The sequence below is a fragment of the Corynebacterium sp. HMSC077G07 genome (genome assembly GCF_001809225.1).
Lineage (GTDB): Bacteria > Actinomycetota > Actinomycetes > Mycobacteriales > Mycobacteriaceae > Corynebacterium > Corynebacterium jeikeium_D.
On the sequence record NZ_KV796521.1, the window covers coordinates 100,185 to 121,161 of the forward strand.

At 58.8% G+C, this 20,977-nt stretch carries 16 protein-coding genes and 1 riboswitch; of the genes, 12 read left to right on the forward strand and 4 right to left on the reverse strand.

The window, feature by feature from the left end; genetic code table 11:
- Window positions 1-101: 101 nt before the first annotated feature.
- Window positions 102-1,949: a hypothetical protein gene (locus tag HMPREF2562_RS01585; RefSeq protein WP_070549476.1), complete on the reverse strand. Its 1,848-nt coding sequence runs from the start codon at window positions 1,947-1,949 to the stop codon at window positions 102-104.
- A gap of 911 nt (window positions 1,950-2,860) precedes the next feature.
- A riboswitch (TPP riboswitch) is annotated at window positions 2,861-2,982 on the forward strand.
- Here HMPREF2562_RS01585 and thiC point away from each other — a divergent pair.
- The 3 genes from thiC (at window position 2,981) to HMPREF2562_RS01605 (ending at window position 7,720) form a co-directional block, all read left to right on the forward strand.
- A complete protein-coding gene (gene thiC / locus HMPREF2562_RS01595; RefSeq protein ID WP_070549478.1) occupies window positions 2,981-4,687 on the forward strand; it encodes a phosphomethylpyrimidine synthase ThiC in 1,707 nt (568 codons plus the stop codon). Its footprint overlaps the riboswitch before it by 2 nt.
- A 181-nt stretch (window positions 4,688-4,868) precedes the next feature.
- The gene (locus HMPREF2562_RS01600) at window positions 4,869-6,062 is read left to right on the forward strand and encodes an HtaA domain-containing protein (RefSeq protein WP_246819314.1); all 1,194 of its coding nucleotides are present in this window, start codon (window positions 4,869-4,871) and stop codon (window positions 6,060-6,062) included.
- Window positions 6,063-6,376: 314 nt separating this feature from the next.
- Window positions 6,377-7,720 carry a glycosyltransferase family 87 protein gene (locus tag HMPREF2562_RS01605; protein WP_246819315.1) on the forward strand — a complete coding sequence of 448 codons (1,344 nt, stop codon included), beginning with the start codon at window positions 6,377-6,379 and terminating at the stop codon, window positions 7,718-7,720.
- A gap of 2 nt (window positions 7,721-7,722) precedes the next feature.
- On the opposite strand, the gene HMPREF2562_RS01610 is transcribed toward HMPREF2562_RS01605, so the two are convergent.
- Entirely contained in the window at window positions 7,723-7,920 is a 198-nt protein-coding gene (locus HMPREF2562_RS01610; protein ID WP_048732933.1) for a hypothetical protein, read from the reverse strand.
- Between the two features lie 264 nt (window positions 7,921-8,184).
- Here HMPREF2562_RS01610 and HMPREF2562_RS01615 point away from each other — a divergent pair, with 264 nt between their 5' ends.
- The 3 genes from HMPREF2562_RS01615 (at window position 8,185) to HMPREF2562_RS01625 (ending at window position 12,460) form a co-directional block, all read left to right on the forward strand.
- A complete protein-coding gene (locus HMPREF2562_RS01615; protein ID WP_070549482.1) occupies window positions 8,185-9,567 on the forward strand; it encodes a M18 family aminopeptidase in 1,383 nt (460 codons plus the stop codon).
- A 135-nt stretch (window positions 9,568-9,702) separates the two neighbouring features.
- Window positions 9,703-11,115, forward strand: a complete 1,413-nt coding sequence (locus HMPREF2562_RS01620) for a M20 metallopeptidase family protein (protein ID WP_048732929.1) — start codon at window positions 9,703-9,705, stop codon at window positions 11,113-11,115.
- A gap of 4 nt (window positions 11,116-11,119) precedes the next feature.
- The gene (locus tag HMPREF2562_RS01625) at window positions 11,120-12,460 is read left to right on the forward strand and encodes an alpha-amylase family protein (RefSeq protein WP_070549484.1); all 1,341 of its coding nucleotides are present in this window, start codon (window positions 11,120-11,122) and stop codon (window positions 12,458-12,460) included.
- Between the two features lie 155 nt (window positions 12,461-12,615).
- On the opposite strand, the gene HMPREF2562_RS01630 is transcribed toward HMPREF2562_RS01625, so the two are convergent.
- Window positions 12,616-12,813 (reverse strand): hypothetical protein, encoded by a 198-nt coding sequence (locus tag HMPREF2562_RS01630; protein WP_049172707.1) that lies wholly within the window; start codon window positions 12,811-12,813, stop codon window positions 12,616-12,618.
- 89 nt (window positions 12,814-12,902) lie between these two features.
- Window positions 12,903-14,954 (reverse strand): DUF2339 domain-containing protein, encoded by a 2,052-nt coding sequence (locus HMPREF2562_RS01635; RefSeq protein WP_070549486.1) that lies wholly within the window; start codon window positions 14,952-14,954, stop codon window positions 12,903-12,905.
- A 157-nt stretch (window positions 14,955-15,111) separates the two neighbouring features.
- Between HMPREF2562_RS01635 and HMPREF2562_RS01640 the strand changes: the two genes are divergently transcribed.
- The 6 genes from HMPREF2562_RS01640 to HMPREF2562_RS01665 all read left to right on the forward strand — a co-directional run bounded on the left by HMPREF2562_RS01640 (window position 15,112) and on the right by HMPREF2562_RS01665 (window position 20,832).
- Window positions 15,112-15,720: an ECF transporter S component gene (locus tag HMPREF2562_RS01640; protein WP_049189346.1), complete on the forward strand. Its 609-nt coding sequence runs from the start codon at window positions 15,112-15,114 to the stop codon at window positions 15,718-15,720.
- A gap of 8 nt (window positions 15,721-15,728) precedes the next feature.
- Window positions 15,729-17,345 (forward strand): ABC transporter ATP-binding protein, encoded by a 1,617-nt coding sequence (locus HMPREF2562_RS01645; RefSeq protein ID WP_070549487.1) that lies wholly within the window; start codon window positions 15,729-15,731, stop codon window positions 17,343-17,345.
- 44 nt (window positions 17,346-17,389) lie between these two features.
- The gene (locus HMPREF2562_RS01650; RefSeq protein ID WP_070549499.1) at window positions 17,390-18,160 is read left to right on the forward strand and encodes an energy-coupling factor transporter transmembrane component T family protein; all 771 of its coding nucleotides are present in this window, start codon (window positions 17,390-17,392) and stop codon (window positions 18,158-18,160) included.
- A 19-nt stretch (window positions 18,161-18,179) separates the two neighbouring features.
- Window positions 18,180-18,695 carry a nucleoside/nucleotide kinase family protein gene (locus HMPREF2562_RS01655; RefSeq protein WP_049193649.1) on the forward strand — a complete coding sequence of 172 codons (516 nt, stop codon included), beginning with the start codon at window positions 18,180-18,182 and terminating at the stop codon, window positions 18,693-18,695.
- On the forward strand, window positions 18,695-19,540 hold the full coding sequence (locus tag HMPREF2562_RS01660; RefSeq protein WP_070549489.1) for a YdcF family protein: 846 nt from the start codon (window positions 18,695-18,697) through the stop codon (window positions 19,538-19,540). Before HMPREF2562_RS01655 ends, HMPREF2562_RS01660 begins: the two co-directional genes overlap by 1 nt.
- A gap of 107 nt (window positions 19,541-19,647) precedes the next feature.
- Window positions 19,648-20,832 carry an acyl-CoA dehydrogenase family protein gene (locus HMPREF2562_RS01665; protein ID WP_016422383.1) on the forward strand — a complete coding sequence of 395 codons (1,185 nt, stop codon included), beginning with the start codon at window positions 19,648-19,650 and terminating at the stop codon, window positions 20,830-20,832.
- Window positions 20,833-20,977: the final 145 nt, after the last annotated feature.

Sequence of the window (20,977 nt, forward strand, 5' to 3'; positions counted from 1 at the left end):
AAGGCGTTGTTGAGGTATGAATTCACGGACGCCGTTCGATCCCCCGTGGCGCCCGAGCGGGTAAAGATCAGCTTGGACGCGCTGACTTTACGCTCGGAGCTTTACGCTCGGACGTTGTGGCCTATCACCGCCGGGATAGTGATTGGCGCATCCCCGAAAAGCTCCTTCTGGTATTCGTTCTGCTCGAAAGCGCCGGCATCGTTATCCCTGATGGTGGCCACATTTGTCAGTTTGCGTGCCGACGGTGCGGAGTCCTTTTGGAGCAGTCCGCCACGGTTGCCCGCAGTGGTGGCCGCGAAAGTCCCTGCACCACGGTTTCCAGCAGCGGTACCCGCGATTCCGCCAGCAGCACCCGTAGCTCCGGTAGTAGCACTGTTGCGAGCACTGATTAGGGAAGTCATCAATCCACTTCCGCGCTGTGCAGGGCTGTTCGAGGCATTTGGCAAGGCAGACCCAGCGCCCCCGGCACCCAAGCCGGTTCCCATCCCGCGACCCGCTGTTGGCGCTGGCATACGTCCAAGACTTGAAGTCGGAAGTCCCGAGGCCGGTGGACGGGGGCTTGCGTTTCCAGAAGACGGCAGTGCCGGGATACTGCCCGCTGGTGTGAGCCCCGCAGTGCGTCCTGCGCCGAGGGAGCCGGCCGGTCGGTTGCCGTGAACTCCGTAAGACGAAACGCCTTGCGGTGATGTGCGTTGAAGTGGGCCGCTCGCGCCCGAAGGAGCGACCATGGCTGGATTCGCCGCGTTCGGCTGAGCCATCGCTGATGTACCGGTCGGGGAAGTTGGCGAGATTGTGGAGCTCGTTGGGCTGCTAGGGGATGTGGGGTGTATAGGGGCCGCAGACGGATTAGTAGGGTTCGACAAAGTCGAAGTGCTCGGTTGAACCTGCGAAGGAGCGGAAGTGCTCGCGGCTGTGGATGGCGGTGTTGGAGAATCCGGAACAGTTGAGGTGGCGCCAACTGGTGCGCTGGCGGCCTGCATGCTTCCAGTCATCCCCGCAGGCGAAAGACCGAACTGGCTAGTTCCCGAGCGTCCGGCGACTGTGGCTCCAACGGAAACCTCGGCAGTCACGCCACTTCCCGCATCGGCAGAAACCAGGTTAGGAATTCGAGGAATAGCGGTCTGTAGCTGTGCGGTATACGGGCCAGAGAGAAAGGCAGCTACCTCGGCCTGTTCAAAAGCTTTCTGCGCGCCGGGGTTTGGGAGTGCCTTGGACTCGGCCTCAATCGCCGATAGTGCATTGACGGCCATCGCCTTCACGGACGGCAAAACGGCAAGGTGTCCGGCCATGACCTCAGATGCGGTGGCGATGCTGGTTGCGCGTGCGGCCAGACCTTTCATTGTTGAGTCAGCAGCAGAGAAGACAGCACCGCTGTTGCTCGACACCAAGCCGGATGAGATGGAGGTTAGATTGTTGGCCAACGTGGTCATAGTTTCGGCGAAGTTGTTCCAGTAGGCGATTGCCTCGGCTACGGCACCGTCGTTTGTCGAGGAAAACATGGATAGTAGGGACTTCGCATCAAGACCGAGTTCCGCAGAAAGTGTGACTGGCGCGAAAGTGAGACTTCCAGCTTCAAACATTGGCCGACGCTGAAATACACCGCTTGTTCGCGCTACTTCGGCAATGGAAGCACCGTCACCATTGAACGGGTTAATGCTTCGAAGGATCCGATTCATGGTGGATTCGTGCTCAGTAATCACGCGACGGAAGTCAGCGAGATTTGTTTGCGCCCACGTGAGCTGCTTGCCCAGAGACAATCCGACGGCGGCAGAGCTTCCCGTACTGCCGGAAATTGCGAGACTGTGTTCTGTCGCCACCAGCTGGAGTGACGGAACCTGTGAGTAGCCGGCCAAGTTGGGCTGCATCGTCATAGACGAGCCGGGAAGCATGATTGCTCCAGTTAGTCCGCTAATTGCGTGATCAATTGTCGAAATATTTGCAGAAATCAAGACATTTCCCCCAGGTAATTGGTCATAAGTTCATTGGCGGGCTTGCAGAGTGTTTCATCGAAATCAGTGGATTCTTCCTCTGAGATGTGCGTTATAAAACCCAGTGCGCCTTTCGGGGTCTCTACGGATGCAATGCAGTACGAGAGACCAATCGGGTTGGTTTGTTTGAAAGTCACCCAATGAAGGCCTTCCGAGTGGTGTGTAGTGGGGTGAGCGTCATAGTTCTCGAGCCGGGAATGGGCCACCGATGTGTGCCAGAGGCCAAGTGGCAAAATGTGACTTGTTTGAAGTCCGCAACCTATTTGTTTGACACCTTTAATTCGTTCTGAAACCTCAGACTGCTCCCGGAACCCCAGCCTGTCTAAGCGCCCCATAATCTCAGGGTCGTCACACGGATTGGTCAGGACGAATTCGGGTGCGTCGTAGTTGTAGTGCCCATCGGGGCCAAGTGGAGCATCACCGGGCTCCGGCGGATTGTTGGGTGGAAGCACACCCGCAGGTAACGTCACGCCCGAGTCAGTAGTGATGGTTGTCGCATTGTCGCCGACAGGTTGAACGTCCTCGCCGGAAGCCTTGGTCGATGCGCAACTAGTCCCCGTTACTCCCCATAGAAGTGCTGACACTAGGGCGGCAGTAGTCGCCTTTTTCAATTTTCCCTCCCCAAAGAATTTGTGTGAGAAAGATATAACACCGCGTTCACAATTGCGCTTGCTGAGAAGCCGAAAAAATAGACCGACTGTGGATAACTTTTTAGGGGTGTGGACAACGCGGTCGCCGCGAAAAACAGCGCCGCTGCACAGCCGCAACCTGCACCTTTAGGGTGTGTTCTCCGTGCCGTCGTTAAGCATTGGCGGCAAACGTGGGTGTAATGACCGAAGTAATCCGAACGATTGGTTAGACTATGAGGCGCATTACAAAACCACGGGAGTGCCAACCGAAATTCCGGCACTGAGAGGACGCTAGGAATCGAGCGTCGACCGGACGAACCTGAATCTGGGTAATACCAGCGTAGGAAAGGGATGTGTTGCTTCATGGCCGCACGTGTATCTGTATCCGCTCCGCCGAAAGAGGGCGAGGTTACAACTGGCCCGATTTACCGCAGTAACAAGCATTACGACGAGGTTGCGTTTAGCAACGATTTCGGTGAGGCGAACCTGCGGATTCCAGCTCGTCGAATCAATCTGACGGACGGTACTCACTTCGATGCTTACGACACCTCGGGTATCTACACCGAGGAAAACCCGAAGCTGAACCTGAAGGAGGGTTTGGCTAAGACTCGTGACTCGTGGCCGAAGGCTCCGGCAGTGCCGGCGGTTGCGGGCTCTGAGGATGCACCGAAGGTCAAGACGCAGCCGGCATGGGCGCGTGCGGGAATTGTCACCCCGGAGATGGCTTTCATCGCCGCTCGTGAAGGTGTGGATCCGGAAGTTGTGCGCGAAGAGGTCGCTGCGGGTCGTGCCGTGATTCCGGCCAACCACAAGCACCCGGAGACTGAGCCGATGATTATCGGCAAGCGTTTTGCCACCAAGATCAACGCAAATATCGGCAACTCGGCCGTGACTTCGTCCATCTCTGAAGAGGTGGAGAAGATGGTGTGGGCAACCCGTTGGGGCGCGGACACCATCATGGACCTGTCCACTGGCAAGGACATTCACGAAACCCGCGAGTGGATTCTGCGTAACTCCCCGGTGCCGGTTGGTACGGTGCCGATTTACCAGGCGCTGGAGAAGGTCAAGGGTGACCCGGCCAAGCTGACCTGGGAAATCTACCGCGAAACCATCATTGAGCAGTGTGAACAGGGCGTGGACTACATGACCGTTCACGCGGGTGTGCTGCTGCGCTATGTGCCTCTGGCCGCCAACCGCGTGACAGGCATTGTTTCCCGCGGTGGCTCGATTATGGCCGCATGGTGCCTCGCGCATCACCAGGAGAGCTTCCTCTACACCCGCTTCGCTGAGCTGTGCGACATTCTGGCGCAGTACGATGTCACGTTCTCCCTCGGTGATGGCCTGCGTCCGGGCTCCATTGCCGACGCTAACGATGAAGCCCAGCTGGCTGAGCTGCGCACCCTCGGCGAGCTGACCAAGATCGCTAAGTCCCGCGGCTGTCAGGTCATGATTGAAGGTCCAGGCCACGTTCCGATGCACAAGATCGCCGACAACGTGAAGTGGGAAGAGGAGTGGTGTGAGGAAGCTCCGTTCTACACCCTCGGCCCGCTGGCAACCGATATCGCGCCGGGCTATGACCACATCACCTCGGCTATCGGTGCGGCAATCATTGCGCAGGCTGGCACCGCCATGCTTTGCTACGTCACGCCGAAGGAGCACCTGGGGCTGCCGAACCGCGACGACGTCAAGGTCGGCGTGATTACTTACAAGATTTCCGCGCACGCCGCCGACTTGGCGAAGGGGCTGCCGCGCGCTCAGGAGCGTGACGACGCGCTGTCGAAGGCCCGCTTCGAGTTCCGTTGGCATGACCAGTTTGCACTGGCTCTGGATCCGGACACTGCGCTGGATTACCACGATGAGACTCTGCCTGCAGAGCCGGCAAAGACTGCGCATTTCTGTTCCATGTGTGGTCCGAAGTTCTGCTCCATGCGTATTTCCAAGGATGTACAGGACTACGCGAAGGAACACGGCCTGGACTCCGTTGAAGCGATCGAGGCCGGCATGGCTGAGAAGTCCCAGGAGTTCGCTGATCAGGGGAGCCGCGTCTACCTGCCGATTACCGCGGAGTAGCTGGTTGTCTTAGAAGCTGCTGAAGTAAGCCGTGGTCGAGCTCTATTGGGCTTGGCCGCGGTTTTCTTTTGTTTTCAGCTATTTCTGCCGGCCTCAGTGTTGAGCCTCAAACGGGGGAGGGTAAGGCGCACCTTCATAAAGGCGTTAGGTAAACCTAACTAGTGGGGTGTACATTGCTTATATGCACAGCCTGAGATTCCTGACTTTCGATAATTCCCACCGCCATCTCGCAGGTGCTCGCAACACTCGCAACACTCGCCGTTCATTCAGCTCTGAATCATCCACGGTTGGAGAAGACGTGCGTCGACCGGTGGGGCGGGGTGCGCGCAGAGCTGCGACTGCGGTTTCGCTGTCCGGCGCCATGGTTCTTTCGGCGTTTGTGTCCCCGGCAATGGCTGAAACTGCGAAGCCAATCGTGCCGGACAATTTTCCCAATGTGATTAATCCAGCGGAGAACTTCCAGCCGCAGGATTCACAGTATGTCGAATCCCCGGAAGTTACTGTCACTTTTGAGGACGGCACACCAGCTGAAGGTGCCACGGTTCATCGCGGCGATGTTCTTATTGTTCGCGGCAGTGGTTTCAATCCGTCGGCCAACCGTGGTGGTTACCCGCTTCCAATTCCTCCGGGTGTGCCCAATGGTGTTTACGTTCTCTACAGTGCGTTCCCAGACTCGTGGAAGCCAAGTGAAGGTGCTCCGTCTTCGGCGCGGAAACATCCACACGACAACATTGCCTGGGTCACGCCGGCCGGAACTCTCGAGGCCATACCGAACCAGGGCGTCGATATGCGGCGTTCTATCGCTCGTCAGGCTACCCCGATGACAGATGACGGCAGTTTTGAAGCCCGCATTGTTGTTGACCCGCCAGAGACCCCAGCTGGTGAAAACTGGGGTATTTACGTCTACCCGGCAGCCGGCTCTATTAATGAGGCCGAGGAAATCTATATTCCGTTGAATTATTCGGATGCTCCGGGCAAGAATGCCCCGGCTCCCTCCAGCGAGGATTTAGTAATTTCTGTATCTGCGCTGGAGAAGGTATTCGGCGCACTGGGTGGCGGAGTCACTGCTAAGAACGGTGCTCTAGAGCCTGAGGACGGTGTTGTCTCATTCACCCGCGACAATGACAACAGCGATGCCGAAGGGGAGAGCTACCGCGGAGAAGTTCACTTCACCGCGAAGTTCAGTCTGGTTCATGTGGTCGTTCGTAATCCGCGCATTGAGGACGGCCCGACCGGAAAGATTATTACGGCAGAGGTCTCGCAGGGCTACGATGTCGGTCCGGATGAGATGGAGCGTATGCCCATAGCCGCTGTTGTCAACAGTGATGGCGATCAGCTGATCACGACCATCGGCACTATCTCGCAGTTCCGGTAGTCCCTCCGGTCATCATGGCCGCCAATTGTTGTCCACCTGGCACTTCGTTCAAAGTAAGCCGTCATACCTTGCGGGTTCTTGTGGGGTTGTAACCACTGCCGTATTGGAATCACTACATTAGATAGAGGCGCTTACCAGCGATGAGGAGGAACGTGGGACGGCATAGTCGGGCAGAAGGACCGGTGTCACAGGATGGGGCATCGTCACAGGTTGCGGAGTCGCAACGTGCTGTTGCGGAGTCTCCGTCGCGGGCCTCGCGAAAAATATGGGTTCGCAAACCCAATCAGGCCCCTGCGCTGACGCAATCGCCTGTGATGAGCTGGCCTCTTATGCTGGTCTCGCTGCTCGGTGGTCTTGCCTCGCTGCTGGCCTGGAATGGCCGCACCCAGCCGGACGATTGGGCGTCGCTCTGGGTGGGCGGGCTACTTATGGACAGGGGACTTGAGTCCCATCTCTATGATGCCGATCCAATCGATTTCACCGCCATGAGCGGAGAGGTCTGGCCACGCCTGGCGCAGGAAGTGTCTGCGCCATTTACGCATCCCTTTGTGCAAAACCCTTTGTTTGCAAAGGCTCTGGGAGCGATATCCCACGTCATGAGCTTTGAAACCTCGGTTGCTTGGTTGCTGTTTCTTTCCGGAATGGCCGTTGTGGTCCTGGTCGCAGCTTCCTACCACCTGTGGTTTCGGTCGACCATGCCCTGGGGTATCGCAGCGCTGGTTACCGCATGCGTATTCGCCCTGCCGACCACTCTTAATTCGTTCTGGATTGGTCAGACGACACCGCTGATTGTCGCGGGCGTCGCCTATGGGCTTGCCGCCTCGCGCACTCGTCCTTGGCTCGCGGGCATCGTCCTCGGCATCGTCGCATCCATTAAATTGACTCCGTATGCGCTCATCGCCGTGATGCTCTTTTTCGCTTATCGACGGCGCGCAGCCCTCTGGTCGCTGGCCACCACGGCGGTACTGGCGGTCTGGATGTTTATCCGCATTGACATACCGGTTATTTCGGACTGGATTGATCGAATCGACGACATTGGTGCGTCGGTCTTGGTCGGTGGTGCGAATCAGTCGTTGGCGTCGACTTTAGCCACAGATCTGGGCAATCCTGATTTATTAGTAACAGTGGTTCGTGATTATCCGAGTCACGTGAAAACGATTCCACTGTGTATTGCGCTTGGCGTGGTGTTGATGGTCACGGCAGTTGCGTGGTTGAACCCGGTCTACCGGTTTGAGGTTCTAATCACCGGCGCGTGGCTTATTGCAGCCACATTCTCATCGATTCTTTGGACCCACTACATGTTGATGCTGGTCACGCCTGTGTTCGGTTTGGCCGCCATGGCGCGGACCCGATTGACCAGACAGTGGCCGTATATCGGTATTGCGTTGCTAGTGGTCCTGCTGACGTTCCCTGTGACAAACCCGATTGCTGCTACGCCGTATACCGGCGGATTTGTGTACTCGGGGATTACTGCGATGCTCTTGACGCTGGCATTGATGCTCATTATTGGTGGCTGCCACGCGTTTGCGGTACATCGGTACGGCGATGGTGATGCAGGCGAGGTTGGAGCTGGATTGGGCAGTGAATTAGCTGCCGCGGAGACATTGAAATTTCCTCAGCCAGAGCCAATGGTCTTATTCGACTTGAGGAAGCGCTAGATTTAGCGGCTCAGCATAGAGACGATGTCACGGGCAGACATGTCGCTGTAAATCTCGTTTCGGGCGCTCTTAACCTGGTGTCCGAAGTGGACTGCGTTAGCGTCACTGCTGGTGTCGCGGGTAAGAGCCTCGCGCAGCGGCTGAGAGAAAAAGGCGCGCTTGGTAGTGAAAGAGCGGGGGAACAGGTTTTCAAGGCTCACGGTATAAACCCTTTCTGTGGTCGGAATCCGGTCGGGACTCCGGTTTGAGAGGTTCTGTATTCAAATGGTTTTCTTTGATGCGGTTGCCACTATATGTCTGAATATGCCCGATATCGAGTTAAAACGGGCAAAAGTGACTAAGTGGATACCGTTCCCAACATGAAAGCTGCATCACACTGTGGACCGGCTCAATGCTCGGTCACGGTCAGTTGTGGGCTCCAATACAATGAAATCCGGAATCAAATGTGAAGTAGGAGTTTGGTTATGGCTATTTCTTCGGCACCCACCCCTGAGTCCCCGGATTCGGCGGATACCTCGGACGCGGCATCGCGCAGCGTTCCGGCGGCAGCGCTCAGTCACGTTGAGGATTTAATAGATTTTGTGGCTGCGTCGCCAAGCTCATTTCATGCGGCACAACAGGTCGTTGACCGTCTGAGTGCAGCCGGTGCCACGGTCGTCGACGAGCACGAGCAGTGGCCAAGCGAGCCCGGTGCCTACGTCCTGCGTCGCGATGGCGCTGCCGTTGCTTGGGTCGTCCCGGAGACGCCGGCTGCCGATTTCACCGGTTTCCGTATTGTGGGTTCTCACACGGATTCGCCCGGTTTTCGTATGAAGCCCAACGCGCGCACCTCCGCCGCAGGCTATGCGCAGGTCGCTGTAGAGGTCTATGGCGGCGCGTTGTTGGGAAGCTGGACCGACCGTGAAATCGAGTTCGCTGGTCGGGTAATTGATAAAAACGGCCATGAGCACCTTGCTCGCACTGGCCCGGTCGCGCGTATCCCGCAGTTGGCTATCCACCTCAATCGTGCAGTTAACGAAGAGGGATTGAAGCTCCACAAGCAGAATCACACTGCACCGATCATCGGACTGGAGACCTTCGGTACCGATGTGCACCAGGTCATCGCCGATGCTGCGGGACTGTCTATCGACGACATCGTCGCCTGGGACCTCATTTCCTTCGACACCCAGCAGCCGCGCACCTTTGGTGCTCACGATGAGTTCCTGGCTTCAGGTCGACTCGACAACCTGCTCAGCGTCCACTCCTCCCTGGTCGCCTTCGAGACCTTGCTCCGTCAAAACTGGAGCACGTCAACCACCATCCCTGTCATGGTCGCTTTCGACCACGAGGAAGTTGGGTCCGCCTCCACCACGGGCGCTGCAGGGCCACTGCTTGCCGACGTTCTGTCCCGCATCGCAGCGGCCACAGGCGCAGACCTGGAACGCACCCAGCAGCTCTACCGCGGTTCCATCTGTCTCTCGGCCGACGGCGCACACGGTGTGCACCCGAACTATGCAGGCGAACACGAGCCGGGGCACCAGCCGGAACTCAATGCTGGCCCAGTGGTGAAGATAAATGCCAACCAGCGCTACGCCACCACGGCGGCCGGTCAGGCGGAGGTTGTCCGAATCGCAGCGGAAACCTCCAAGCGCATTGGCCAGGAAGTGCCGGTGCAGTATTTTGTCTCTGCGAACCACAAGCCATGTGGCTCCACTATCGGCCCGATCACTGCAACGCGACTGGGTATCGACACCATTGATATCGGAGCTGCGATGGTTTCCATGCACTCGGCGCGTGAGATGTGCGGCACGATTGATCCATGGTGGTTGGCCGAACTCACCGTGGATTTCTGGGGTGCCGGACACTAGCAGCTCGCTGGCAGCGCTGAAGTCACCTCTAGCAGGGGAGATGTCGGGGCGCTGTGGCCGTCGTGAAGCGAAAATGGGTGAGGGAGTTTCCGTAGCTGCTCGTCGTGGAGCCTATTTTCTGTCATGCTATGAACCATGACTGATGCTAACGACACCCTGCCGTCGCACCGCCTTGAAGTACCTATCGAAGAGGCGGTGGCATGGCGTCGCCAACTGCACCAGAATCCGGAGCTGAGCTTCCGGGAGTACAGGACCTCGGACATGATTGAGGATTTGCTCAATCAGTGGGACATCCCGACGTACCGGTTGACCCCGACGTCCGTAATTGGCGTCATCGAGGGAACAGCGGGCGACCCCAGCACTGGCCGTGTGATTGGCTACCGCGCGGATATTGACGCCCTGCCGATTCAGGAGGAAACGGGACTGCCGTATGCCTCGCGCACGCCAGGTGTGATGCACGCCTGTGGTCATGATGTTCACACGGCGATGCTGCTGGGCACGGCGAAGGTGCTCTCTGGAATGCGCGATCAGCTGCACGGCAAGGTGCTGTGCATCTTCCAGCACGCCGAAGAAATGCTGCCGGGCGGTGCTCGTGAGCTGGTCGACAAGGGTGCCGCCGATGACTTGGATGAGGTCTATGCCTTCCACGTCGCGCCGCATCCGGTGGGGCATGTGGGAATTTGCGCTGGGCGAGTGACAACCATGTCGGGCATTGTCTCCATCGCGATTCGTGGCCGTGGCGGTCACTCCTCGAACCCACAGCTGTCGATTGACCCGGTGCTCATCGCCAGTGAGGTGACTCTCATGCTGAACACGATTGTCTCCCGCGATGTGGATCCAAAGCACATGAATATCGTCAACGTCGGCTCACTGCATTCAGGTGAGGCCGGCAACGTGATTCCGGATACGGCCAACCTGGAAGTGTCCATCCGCTCGGTGGATGAGGCCGACTGGGAGATTGTCTGCCAGCGTATCGAGGCCGTCGTCAACGGCGTCTGCCAAGCTCACGGCGCACAGGCGACTTTCGACTGGCAGATTCCGTACCCGATGGTGGTCAACGCCGACATTGCAGTCAATCGTGCCTGGCATGCGGCGACGAAGGCAGTTGGCAACTCCAAGGTGTTCGCCGCCGATCCGTGGGCTCCTTCGGATGACTTCTCCTATTTTTCTCGTGAAGCGCCGGGCTGTTACATGTTCCTCGGCACCGGTGGCCCGGAAGCGGGTAATCCCTTCTTTCTCCACAATTCCAAGTTTAAAATTGTGGAGAGAGCCATGGTCAATGGCATGCGCACGGAAATCCAAATCGCGCTCGACGCACTGAACCCGTCGAAGAATCATCCGCCGGAGCGACCTGCCACATCTCCGACCATGCCCGCAGCAGGTTCCGTGCCTCCACGGCCGCGGAAGGCAGGCCTTGGCACGCCACAGTCGCATGCGGGCCAGGCGCGGGCGTCGTCAAGCGAATCGGCGGGGGAGACCTCACCGAGTCCTGAGGCGGCGGCATCAGATAATTCCAATCAGCCTCAGGCACCTAGAGAGGATGCATAGGACAATGTCCACGACCCCCAACGCCCCTAATAAGACGCTCGCTGCCGCACCTGAGTGGTCGAAGTGGGCGATTGGATGGCACGTCTATCCACTGGGGTTTGTGGGAGCGCCCATCCGTGAGAAGGATCGAGGCGCCGCGCCGGTCAATCGAATTCGCAAACTGATTGACTGGCTTCCGTACGTCCAGGAGCTCGGGCTCAACGTCCTGCAGCTGGCTCCAGTATTCGAGTCGACTAGCCACGGCTACGATACCGAGGACTACTACCGCATCGACTCGCGCCTGGGCACCGAAGAGGACATGAAGGCCGTCATCGAAGCTGCCCATGAGCGCGGCATCAAAGTGCTTTTCGACGGTGTCTTCAACCACATCGGGTCAGAGGCGCCCGCGCTGAAGACCGCGAAGGAAAACCCTGACTCTGAAGAAGCGCAGCTCTTTGCGTTTACGCACTCAGATGGCGACATGACCGCGCCGGTGTTTGAGGGACATGAGAGTTTGGTCGAATTCGATCACACCAGTGACGCGACTGTTGATTTTGTCGTGAACGTCATGAATTACTGGCTGGCGCGGGGGATTGATGGCTGGCGCCTGGATGCGGCCTACGCAGTGGATCCACAGTTCTGGCACAAGGTTTTGCCGCGAGTGCGTGCTGAGCACCCGCATGCTTTTATCTACGGGGAGGTCATCCACGGCGACTATGCGGAGATTGTGTCGGTGTCCGGCATGGACTCGGTGACGGAATACGAGCTGTGGAAAGCGACCTGGTCGGCGCTGAAGGAGGAAAACTTCTTCGAGTTGGACTGGACTCTGAAGCGCCATGACACCTTCGCGGAGTCTTTTGTGCCGGTGACGTTTGTGGGAAACCACGATGTTTCACGCATTGCGACACAGGTAGGGGCCGACAAGGCCGTGCTGGCGGCAGCGGTGCTGTTTACCGTGGCCGGTGTGCCACTGGTCTACTACGGTGACGAACAGGGCTATACCGGTCTCAAAGAGGAACGCATCGGCGGTGACGACCAGGTCCGTCCAGTGTTCCCGGATAGCCCGGAGGAACTCTCTACGCTCGGCGAGGCTCTCTACCGCTCCTATCAGCAGCTCGTTGCGTTGCGCCGCCGCTTCCCATGGCTGCACTCCGCTCGCGTGGAGACTGATGAATTGCGCAATGGTTTCCTTCGCTACCGCGTGATCGCGACCGATGCGGCGCTCGTGGACGATGCTGCCGGGGCCTCGGGTGAGGCTGGAGCTTCCGGCGAGATGCCCTCGCTCGTTGTCGAGCTGAACCTGGAAAACGGCGCAACCAGCGTGGTGATCCGTGATGGTGACCACGTGGAATTTGAGTTTTCCTAGGCTCTCTAGGCGGCTCTAGGCTGCCCCGGAGAACCAAAACCGCCCGGACACAATGTCCAGGCGGTAATTCTTTCGTGCCCCATCGATGAGTGGGCACAAGGGGTAGTGACTGCGTTTATGTTTGCTGGCTACCCCTGTTTTCGCAGATGCAGTGATTACATCTCTGCGGTCTCAGCAGGGGTCATCTCGTCGGAGGATGCCGGAGTGGTGGCCTTCTGCTCGAAGGTCTCCGACGGGTTGGCCTGGTCGCCGACCTTCACGTCCGAGTCAACCTGATTCGGGGGAGAGCAAGCGACCAGGGCTGCTGCGGCAATGGCGGATGCGGCGATAGCGCCGGCGATGCGGTTACGCATGGATGTGGCTCCTCTGTCGGAAAAACAATAGCTGCAAGGGGCTAATAAACTTTTCTCACATTATCTTAAAGCAATATCTTAGAGGATTCTTAACGGCTTGCGGGAACCAAGGGGCCAATCGCCCCCGCGCCGATGCATAGGGTTGCCCCCGGAGTCGCCTTTTCCACATCGACATGGAGAGTATTTCCGCCACCGTTGAGGTACACATAGCGCGGTCGCAGATCGTTGTTCATCTTCACGACTGTGGAACCACCGCGGGTTTGCTCTTCAGTCTCGAAAGGATTGGGGAGCGACAGGCGCACATCCATGTCCTCGGAGGCGGTGGCCGGGAACTCAAGCACCCAGTCACCGAGCTTGATGATGTTCTCCAACTTGATGTCCTCCGACGCGGTGCCGTCCTCGCCAACTGTGATGCGATGGCCACACTGCTCGACAGGGCCGTCAGTGACACGGGTGACCTCGGAGACCTTGGCGTCGATAAGCGAACCGTCTGTATTGAACATGCGCGGGTGACCGGTGACGCGCTCAAACGGCGGGCGATCGGAGACCGCATCAAACACCCGCGAGTACATGTTCATCGGAGCGGCGACGGGCACGAGAACTTCGAAGGGGACGGGCTGGTCGATGAGATTGTAGTCGATCGCCTTGTCGGGGCCAGCGGCATCGGCTTCCTCGCGCAGCGCGGACAGCGACGCCTTGGTGTTGCCGATCCACTCCATTGCGATGTCATCAGACCAGGCATTGCGGTAAGTGACCACGGAAATCGTGGAGGTGACAGCCAGCGCGATGCCCAGCGACCAAATCAGAATGTGCGTACGAGCCGGTAGCAGCGCTGGCGCCTCGTCCTTCGGTGGGAGTCCAGCCAGGGAGATCGCGACGCAGATTACGATCACGAGCGCGACATCAGAGTAGTAGTGCAAAGTGTGCGCCAGCACGCCAGAGGTGTTCTCTCCCGAGCGGAACAGGGTGATGGCGAACAAGGTGGTGAACATGTACGCCACCGATAGCGTCCACGGAGCCCAGCCACGGTAATCGCGGCCGATGAGGGTGGCGGACAGAATCAACAGGATAATGCCACCGAGAGTAATCAGCTGAGACGAAGCGGAGGCAAACGGCTGTCCCGGAGCCCAGCGTTCCCAGCTTGTTGGTCCGCCGATGATGCCGGCAAAAATCTGGCCGAGGCCGTTGAAGAACAGTTCGGGCTGCAGCTTGTCAGAAATGAAGCCGGTGGTTTCGGCGGGACCGAAGTAGTACCACAGTGCCCAGGCGCCGGTCAGCAGCATCGATGGGATCCAGATGACGAGGCCGCCGCGGAGAACCTGCAGGATATTTCTGCGCTCCATGTAAGCCAACGTGACGACAACCAGCATGGAGATCGGTGCGATAGCCAGGGACTTCTCAAAGAATCCCAGCGCCACTGCCAGCAGCACGAACAGGCCTACGGCTTCCCACGGGCGGGGGCCGAAGGAACGACGCATAGTGGTGCGAATGGCGACAATCATGAAGATCACGAATGCCAGGTGGAACGGCTGGGAATTGGCCGCGGCCGACCACCAGGTGTCTCCCGGAAGCATCAGCGGAGTCCAGGCGACGACCGTGATGAGGAAGAGCGATACCAGCGTACGGCCGGTGAGAAGCTCAAAGAGTTTAGCTGTGGCGTATGTCAGCACTACCGACATCACGGCCATGGTGATAGCCGGTAGCCACCAGTTCCACGGTGCGATGAGGTGATAGAGGCCTTGCACCAAGAAGGCCAGTGGTGCAAGGTGCCCGTCGTGATCCTGAAGCAGGTAGTCCTTGCTCAGCAGTGGGGTGTCGTAAAGATGGCCAACAATGATGAAGTCATCCCAGTAAAAACCATGGCTAGTCAGTACCAGAATGCGAGCGACAAGCTGTATCGCAATAACAACTCCGATGAGTGGCCACCATTGCTTCGCAGACAGGTCAAGTCGCTCGCCCCACGTCAATGTGGGCATGTAGTATGGGCGAGAACTCTCCTGCTCAGCGGTGTTGTCAGCACCAGGGTCCTCGGCAGTTTTCACTGCGGAATTCGCGGCTGTCCCCTCATCGCCGACTGGCGGCGTATGAGGGGTTTGGGCAGTTGGGGTATCTCCTGTAGATGACCGCTCGGCTTTAGTCATGGTTCCTTATGTTATCTAGGCCATCTGCTGGGCGCGGTAGGGTAGGCAAAAGTTAGTGCTTAGGGCGTGTCGACACAGGCTTCATACGCCGCTAATGAATACATCAATAATGTTTGAGCAATACCGCTCGAGTTAAAGAAAAATAGGAGCAAGTGGGATGACGCAATCGGCGAGTGCAGCGCGCGCTAACTTCTCGTGGCGCAATATTGACATCATCATTGCAGCTGTTATCGGCGTGGCCGTTGGCCTGATTTTTGTTATCTGGAACATCATCGGCGGTGCGGGCTATGAAGCAGTCAACGCGCTTACTCCTGGTCTTGGCGGTTTGGTCGCTGGTATGTGGTTCCTCGGTGGTCCGCTCGGCGCGTACATCATTCGCAAGCCGGGTGCAGCTATCTTCGTCGAGGTAATCGCGGCGACGGTTTCAGCACTGATCGGTAACCAGTGGGGTATCTCCACCCTGTACTCAGGTTTGGCGCAGGGGCTCGGTGCGGAGCTGGTGTTCCTCATTCTGGCGTATAAGAGCTACAACCTGGCCACCGTGGTTATCTCCGGTCTCATGGCAGGTGTCGGCGCATGGACTTTCGAGCTTTTCACTGGCAACCTGGCCAAGACTTTCGAATTCAACGTCATCTATCTGATCTCCACGGCGCTGTCGGGTGCCGTCCTCGCCGGTCTGCTGGCTTACTTCCTGGCTAAGGCACTGGCGGCAACTGGAGCGCTGGATCGTTTTGCCATCGGGCGAGAGCGGCACGACGACGTCTAGGAAAATCGATGACAGATGAGGCGTTGACGCGGGGGCCGTCGTCAAGCGGAAATGTCCCTGCGGTGAGCGCGCGGGGGTTCGGATATCGGCACGCGGGGCGCAAAGCTGCGGTACTGAACGACATCACGCTGGACATCGAGCGCGGTGAAAAGGTGCTGTTGCTCGGCGCGTCGGGGATGGGGAAGTCGACGCTGCTCGCCGCTATTGCTGGCGTGCTTGGCGACGACTCCGATGGCGAAGCCACCGGAAAGCTCCTGATTGAAGGTCGTACTCCTGCTTCCGCACGGGGCGCGGTGGGCTTGGTGCTGCAAGACCCTGACTCGCAGACGATTAGTGCTCGCGTTGGCGACGATGTCGCCTTTGGTGCGGAAAACCTGGGCGTTGCCCCGGCTGAGATTGGCAACCGAGTGCGCGCCAGCCTGGATTTGGTGGGGCTGGATTTGCCGCTGGATCATCCCACGCACAGGCTTTCGGGTGGGCAGAAGCAGCGCCTCGCATTGGCAGGTGTGCTGGCAATGGGCGCACGGGTCATTTGTTTGGACGAGCCGACGGCCAACATCGACCCGGCCGGTGTGCCGGTACTACGCGATGCTGCGATTACCGCGGCGGAGAGGACCGGTGCGGCACTGATTGTGGTCGAGCATCGAGTGGATGCGTGGGTCGATGTGGTCGACCGCATCATCGTGCTGGGCCGCGGAGGTGTGATTGCCGATGGTGCACCGCATCGGGTCTTGGAAGACTACGGGCAGGCTCTGACGGATGCTGGGGTGTGGATTCCGGGTGCTCCGCCCGCGCTGCCGGACGCGCGTTCAGTTGCCTGCGACCAGGACGGGCACCCTAGCGGTGACATCGCGATCGAAACCCGCGAGCTGGACATCGGCTATGGCGCGAAGAAGTCGTGGTTCAGGGGTAGCGAAACTGTTGAGCCGATTGCTCGCGATGTGTCAGTTTCTATCCCGTCAGAAGCTTCCACCTGCATCGTTGGTCACAACGGCAGCGGGAAGTCCACGTTAGCGCTGACGCTCGGCGGCCTGCTTGAGCCGATGGCGGGCACGGTCCAAGTGGCCGGCAGCGGTAGTGCGCCGTGGAAATGGCCGTCGAAGAAGTTGGCTACTCGGATTGGCACGGTCTTCCAAGACCCCGAGCATCAATTTGTCACTGGCACAGTGCTGGAAGAGTTGCAGCTTGGCCCCAAGCTTGTCGGTGTCAACGCTGATCAGCGCATCGAGGAATTACTTGAGCGGCTGCGGCTAACGGCTCTGACCAAGGCGAATCCGTTCTCGCTGTCCGGCGGTGAGAAGCGACGTCTGTCGGTGGCGACAATGCTGGCGACAGCGCCGGATATTGTGCTTCTCGACGAACCGACGTTCGGCCAAGACCGCCGGACATTCACCGAGCTGCTCACTTTGCTTCGCCAGCTTGCTGACGACGGCCGAACTGTTATCTCGATTACCCACGATCCATTGGTGGTACAAGCGATGGGGGACTACGTCATCGACATGGATTCGTTTCATCCGGAGTGGCCAGGCCCTGCGGCGCCGGGACAGCGTGGTTCAGGGGAGCAGGCCGGTCCGAGCAGCAATAGCGGTTCGCGCGGCCAGGGCGAAGCAGGAGGGAAATCGTGACTGAAGTCGGTTCCGCCGGTACGGCTGAAGGTACGCAGAGCGCCATTTCGAGTAAGCAGCCTTTCCTCGCGACGGTCAACCCGGTGGCGAGAGTACTGGGCCTATTCTTGCTCACCACACCGCTGCTGATTTCCATCGACTGGGTCTCCGCAGTGGTTGCGCTTGTCTGCACGCTTTTCTTGGTGCCGCTGTCGGGTTTGGGTTTTCGTCGTTTTCTAGGACGCAGCCTGCCACTTCTTATTGCCGCGCCCATCTCAGGAATCTCGATGGCGCTCTACGGTAACCCGGAGGGCAAAGAGTATTTCTCCTTTCTGCTTGCGCATGTGACGGATAATTCCATTTCCCTGGCCATCGCGATCATGTTGCGTGTGCTGGCTATCGGTACTCCAGTTATCGTGCTGACAGCCAATATCGACCCCACCGATCTGGGCAATGGGCTGGCGCAGATTCTCAAGCTGCCCAGCCGGTTTGTGCTGGCAACGGTGGCGAGTCTGCGACTCGTCGGCCTATTCATCAGCGATTGGCAGGCGCTGACCCGAGCCCGTCGCGCACGCGGTTTGGGTGACCACGGCGCAATCCGCCGCACTATTTCTCAGGTGTTCGCTCTGCTGGTGTTTGCGCTGCGCCGCGGCACCAAACTGGCTACAGCCATGGAAGCCCGCGGCTTTGGCACACCGATTAAGCGTACGTGGTGGCACACCTCGACATTGGCCACGCGTGACTATGCCACCATGGCCGCCTGCCTTGCCATCGCCGTCGCAGCAATCAGTATTTCCGTGTGGGCCGGGGAGTTCCGCTTCCTGGGCGTAGCGTAGCAAAGGCGTTTCAATCACGATGATTCTGCTTATCGACGGCCGTTCCGGCAGTGGCAAAACCACCTTTTCGGCAAAGTTGCACAGTATCCTCGGTTGGCCAGTTATCCACTTGGAGGATGTATATCCGGGCTGGTCCGGTCTGCAGAAAGCATCGGCCGCAGTTGCGGAGACCATTTTGAACCCCGCTCTACCGGCCGATGAGCGCGGGTATCGCCGTTGGGACTGGTACGCCAGTGAATTCGCCGAGTGGGTCCCCACGCCACCGGACTCCTCGCTCATCGTTGAAGGCTGTGGCGCTGTCACTGAAGCTAACCTTGCCGCTGCCCGCGCCATCGGCGACGGCAACGCCTGGGGAGTCTGGGTAGAGCTGGACACGCAGACTCGATTTGCCCGTGCCATGGCTCGCGACGACCACTTCGAGGAACACTGGGACATGTGGGCCGAGCAGGAATCCCAGCATATGGCGAAGCACAATCCGCAACAGCTCGTCGACTGGACCATCAACGTCCCAGAACAGTTAACGTGGAAGCTCTGATGAGAAAAACACTCGCGTGCCTCGGTGCAGGCTTCGGTTCCATGCTCCTCGTCGGCGGACTACGCGTCGCCGCTAATTCGGAGCTACGCCCACCACGCCTGCCCAATCGCAGACCTCCGCGGTGGGTTCTTCCCACAGTAGGTGCCGCGTGGATACTGGCCAGCTACCGCGCCTACTACGTTCGCGCATCGCATCGCTTGACGACGCCCCTGCTCGCCGGCCTCGCAGTACCAGGAGCCGCAGCGATCGTTTTCGAGGCCGTTCGTCTTCGATGTGCAGCCAAAAAACCAACTCTGCCGCCACACACCGTGGTTGTGCTGGGATGCGGATTGAAGAACAATCGGCCCTCGGCCCTGCTGGCCAGAAGATTACAGCGAGCAGTCTCAGCGTGTGATGAGCGAACCGAGCGAATCATCTGCTCCGGTGGGGTCGGCAGTGAAGCGGTGACAGATGCCACCTGCTCCGAAGCGGACGCCATGGTGGAGTGGTTGGAGGCGAACGCTGGGGACGTCGTAAAGCGTGGCGACATCGAGTTGATCCCCGAGGACCAATCGACGAATACGTCGGAAAACATTGACTATGCGTGCGAATTGATGCGCGGCATGGACGGTGCGTTGAGCGCTGGAACGGTTGTTGTGACCAGTGATTTTCATGCGCCACGGGTAGCGAAGCTCATGCGCGAACGGGGGCTGGAATCCTGGTGTGTCGTCGGGGCCTATACGCCGTTGAGGTACTGGGCGACATCGCTGCTGCGGGAATTCCTCGCGCAGTTTATTCTGTGGGCGCCGAGCGGCAACGCGAGAATTTTACGAATTTCGCGGGTAGCGCGAAGCGTTAGCCACTAGTATCGAACGAAGATAAATACGTCGTGCGGTGATAGTGCTGCGTAGAAATGCGTAGAGCGCGATATCGAACACGACATCGGAATCATTAAATCGGGAGGAACACCCACATGGCTTTGACCCCAGGATTCGACCTGTTCCAGCTGCCAGAGGAGCACCAGGAGCTCCGCGCCGTTATCCGTGATTTGGCGGAGAAGCAGATTGCTCCGTACGCAGCGGACGTCGATGAGAACGAGCGTTTCCCGGAGGAGGCCCTGAAGGCTCTCAACGAGGCCGGCTTCAACGCCGTCCACGTGCCGGAGCAGTTCGGTGGCCAGGGTGCGGACTCGGTTGCGGCCTGCATTGTCATTGAGGAAGTTGCTCGTGTCTGTGGCTCGGCTTCTCTTATCCCGGCTGTGAACAAGCTGGGCACCATGGGCTTGATCCTCAAGGGCTCCGACGAGCTGAAGAGCAAGGTCCTGCCGGACATCGCCAACGGTGAAATGGCTTCCTACGCACTGACTGAGCGTGAGGCCGGTTCGGATGCCGGTTCCATGAAGACCCGCGCGGTCCGTGAGGGCGATGAGTGGGTCCTCAACGGCTCCAAGTGCTTCATCACTAACGGTGGCCGCTCCACCTGGTACACCGTCATGGCTGTTACCGACCCGGAGAAGGGTGCCAACGGCATCTCTGCATTCATGGTCCACAAGGACGACGAGGGCTTCCGCGTCGGTGGCCTGGAGCACAAGCTGGGTATCAAGGGTTCCCCGACTGCGGAGCTGTACTTCGAAAACTGCCGTATCCCGGCTGACCGCATCATCGGCGAAGAGGGCACCGGTTTCAAGACTGCCCTGGAGACCCTGGACCACACCCGCCCGACTATTGGTGCACAGGCACTGGGCATCGCGCAGGGTGCATACGACTACGCTGTTGGTTACGTGCAGGAGCGCCAGCAGTTCGGCAAGCCGATTGCTGCTTTCCAGAACACCCAGTTCATGCTGGCTGACATGCGTATGAAGATTGACGCTGCTCGTCTCATGGTCTACACCGCAGCCGCTAACGCTGAGCGCGGCACTGCTGAGGGCGGCGCTCGCCTGGGTCTGATGGCCGCAAACGCCAAGACCTTCGCCTCTGACGTTGCTATGCAGGTCACCACTGATGCCGTGCAGCTGCTCGGCGGTTACGGCTTCACCCGTGACTTCCCGGTTGAGCGCATGATGCGTGACGCCAAGATCACCCAGATCTACGAGGGCACTAACCAGATTTGCCGCATGGTCGCAGGTCGCCAGATTCTCGCAGACGCACAAAAGCGCTAATCACCAGCGCAAACGCTAAGCCCTCGCTACCAAGGCGGGGGCTTTTTCATGCTGCCACATCACCCAGAATTTGTCTCTTAACCCCAACGCGCACTAGTGACTGCGTTTATGACTGGCGGCGGTGGGGCGATGCGAGTTACTGACT

Coding starts and splice junctions, on each gene's coding strand:
- thiC (WP_070549478.1), top strand. CDS start 2,981: ATGGCCGCACGTGTATCTGTATCCGCTCCGCCGAAAGAGGGCGAGGTT.
- HMPREF2562_RS01600 (WP_246819314.1), top strand. CDS start 4,869: ATGCACAGCCTGAGATTCCTGACTTTCGATAATTCCCACCGCCATCTC.
- HMPREF2562_RS01605 (WP_246819315.1), top strand. CDS start 6,377: ATGAGCTGGCCTCTTATGCTGGTCTCGCTGCTCGGTGGTCTTGCCTCG.
- HMPREF2562_RS01615 (WP_070549482.1), top strand. CDS start 8,185: ATGGCTATTTCTTCGGCACCCACCCCTGAGTCCCCGGATTCGGCGGAT.
- HMPREF2562_RS01620 (WP_048732929.1), top strand. CDS start 9,703: ATGACTGATGCTAACGACACCCTGCCGTCGCACCGCCTTGAAGTACCT.
- HMPREF2562_RS01625 (WP_070549484.1), top strand. CDS start 11,120: ATGTCCACGACCCCCAACGCCCCTAATAAGACGCTCGCTGCCGCACCT.
- HMPREF2562_RS01630 (WP_049172707.1), bottom strand. CDS start 12,813: ATGCGTAACCGCATCGCCGGCGCTATCGCCGCATCCGCCATTGCCGCA.
- HMPREF2562_RS01635 (WP_070549486.1), bottom strand. CDS start 14,954: ATGACTAAAGCCGAGCGGTCATCTACAGGAGATACCCCAACTGCCCAA.
- HMPREF2562_RS01640 (WP_049189346.1), top strand. CDS start 15,112: ATGACGCAATCGGCGAGTGCAGCGCGCGCTAACTTCTCGTGGCGCAAT.
- HMPREF2562_RS01645 (WP_070549487.1), top strand. CDS start 15,729: ATGACAGATGAGGCGTTGACGCGGGGGCCGTCGTCAAGCGGAAATGTC.
- HMPREF2562_RS01655 (WP_049193649.1), top strand. CDS start 18,180: ATGATTCTGCTTATCGACGGCCGTTCCGGCAGTGGCAAAACCACCTTT.
- HMPREF2562_RS01660 (WP_070549489.1), top strand. CDS start 18,695: ATGAGAAAAACACTCGCGTGCCTCGGTGCAGGCTTCGGTTCCATGCTC.
- HMPREF2562_RS01665 (WP_016422383.1), top strand. CDS start 19,648: ATGGCTTTGACCCCAGGATTCGACCTGTTCCAGCTGCCAGAGGAGCAC.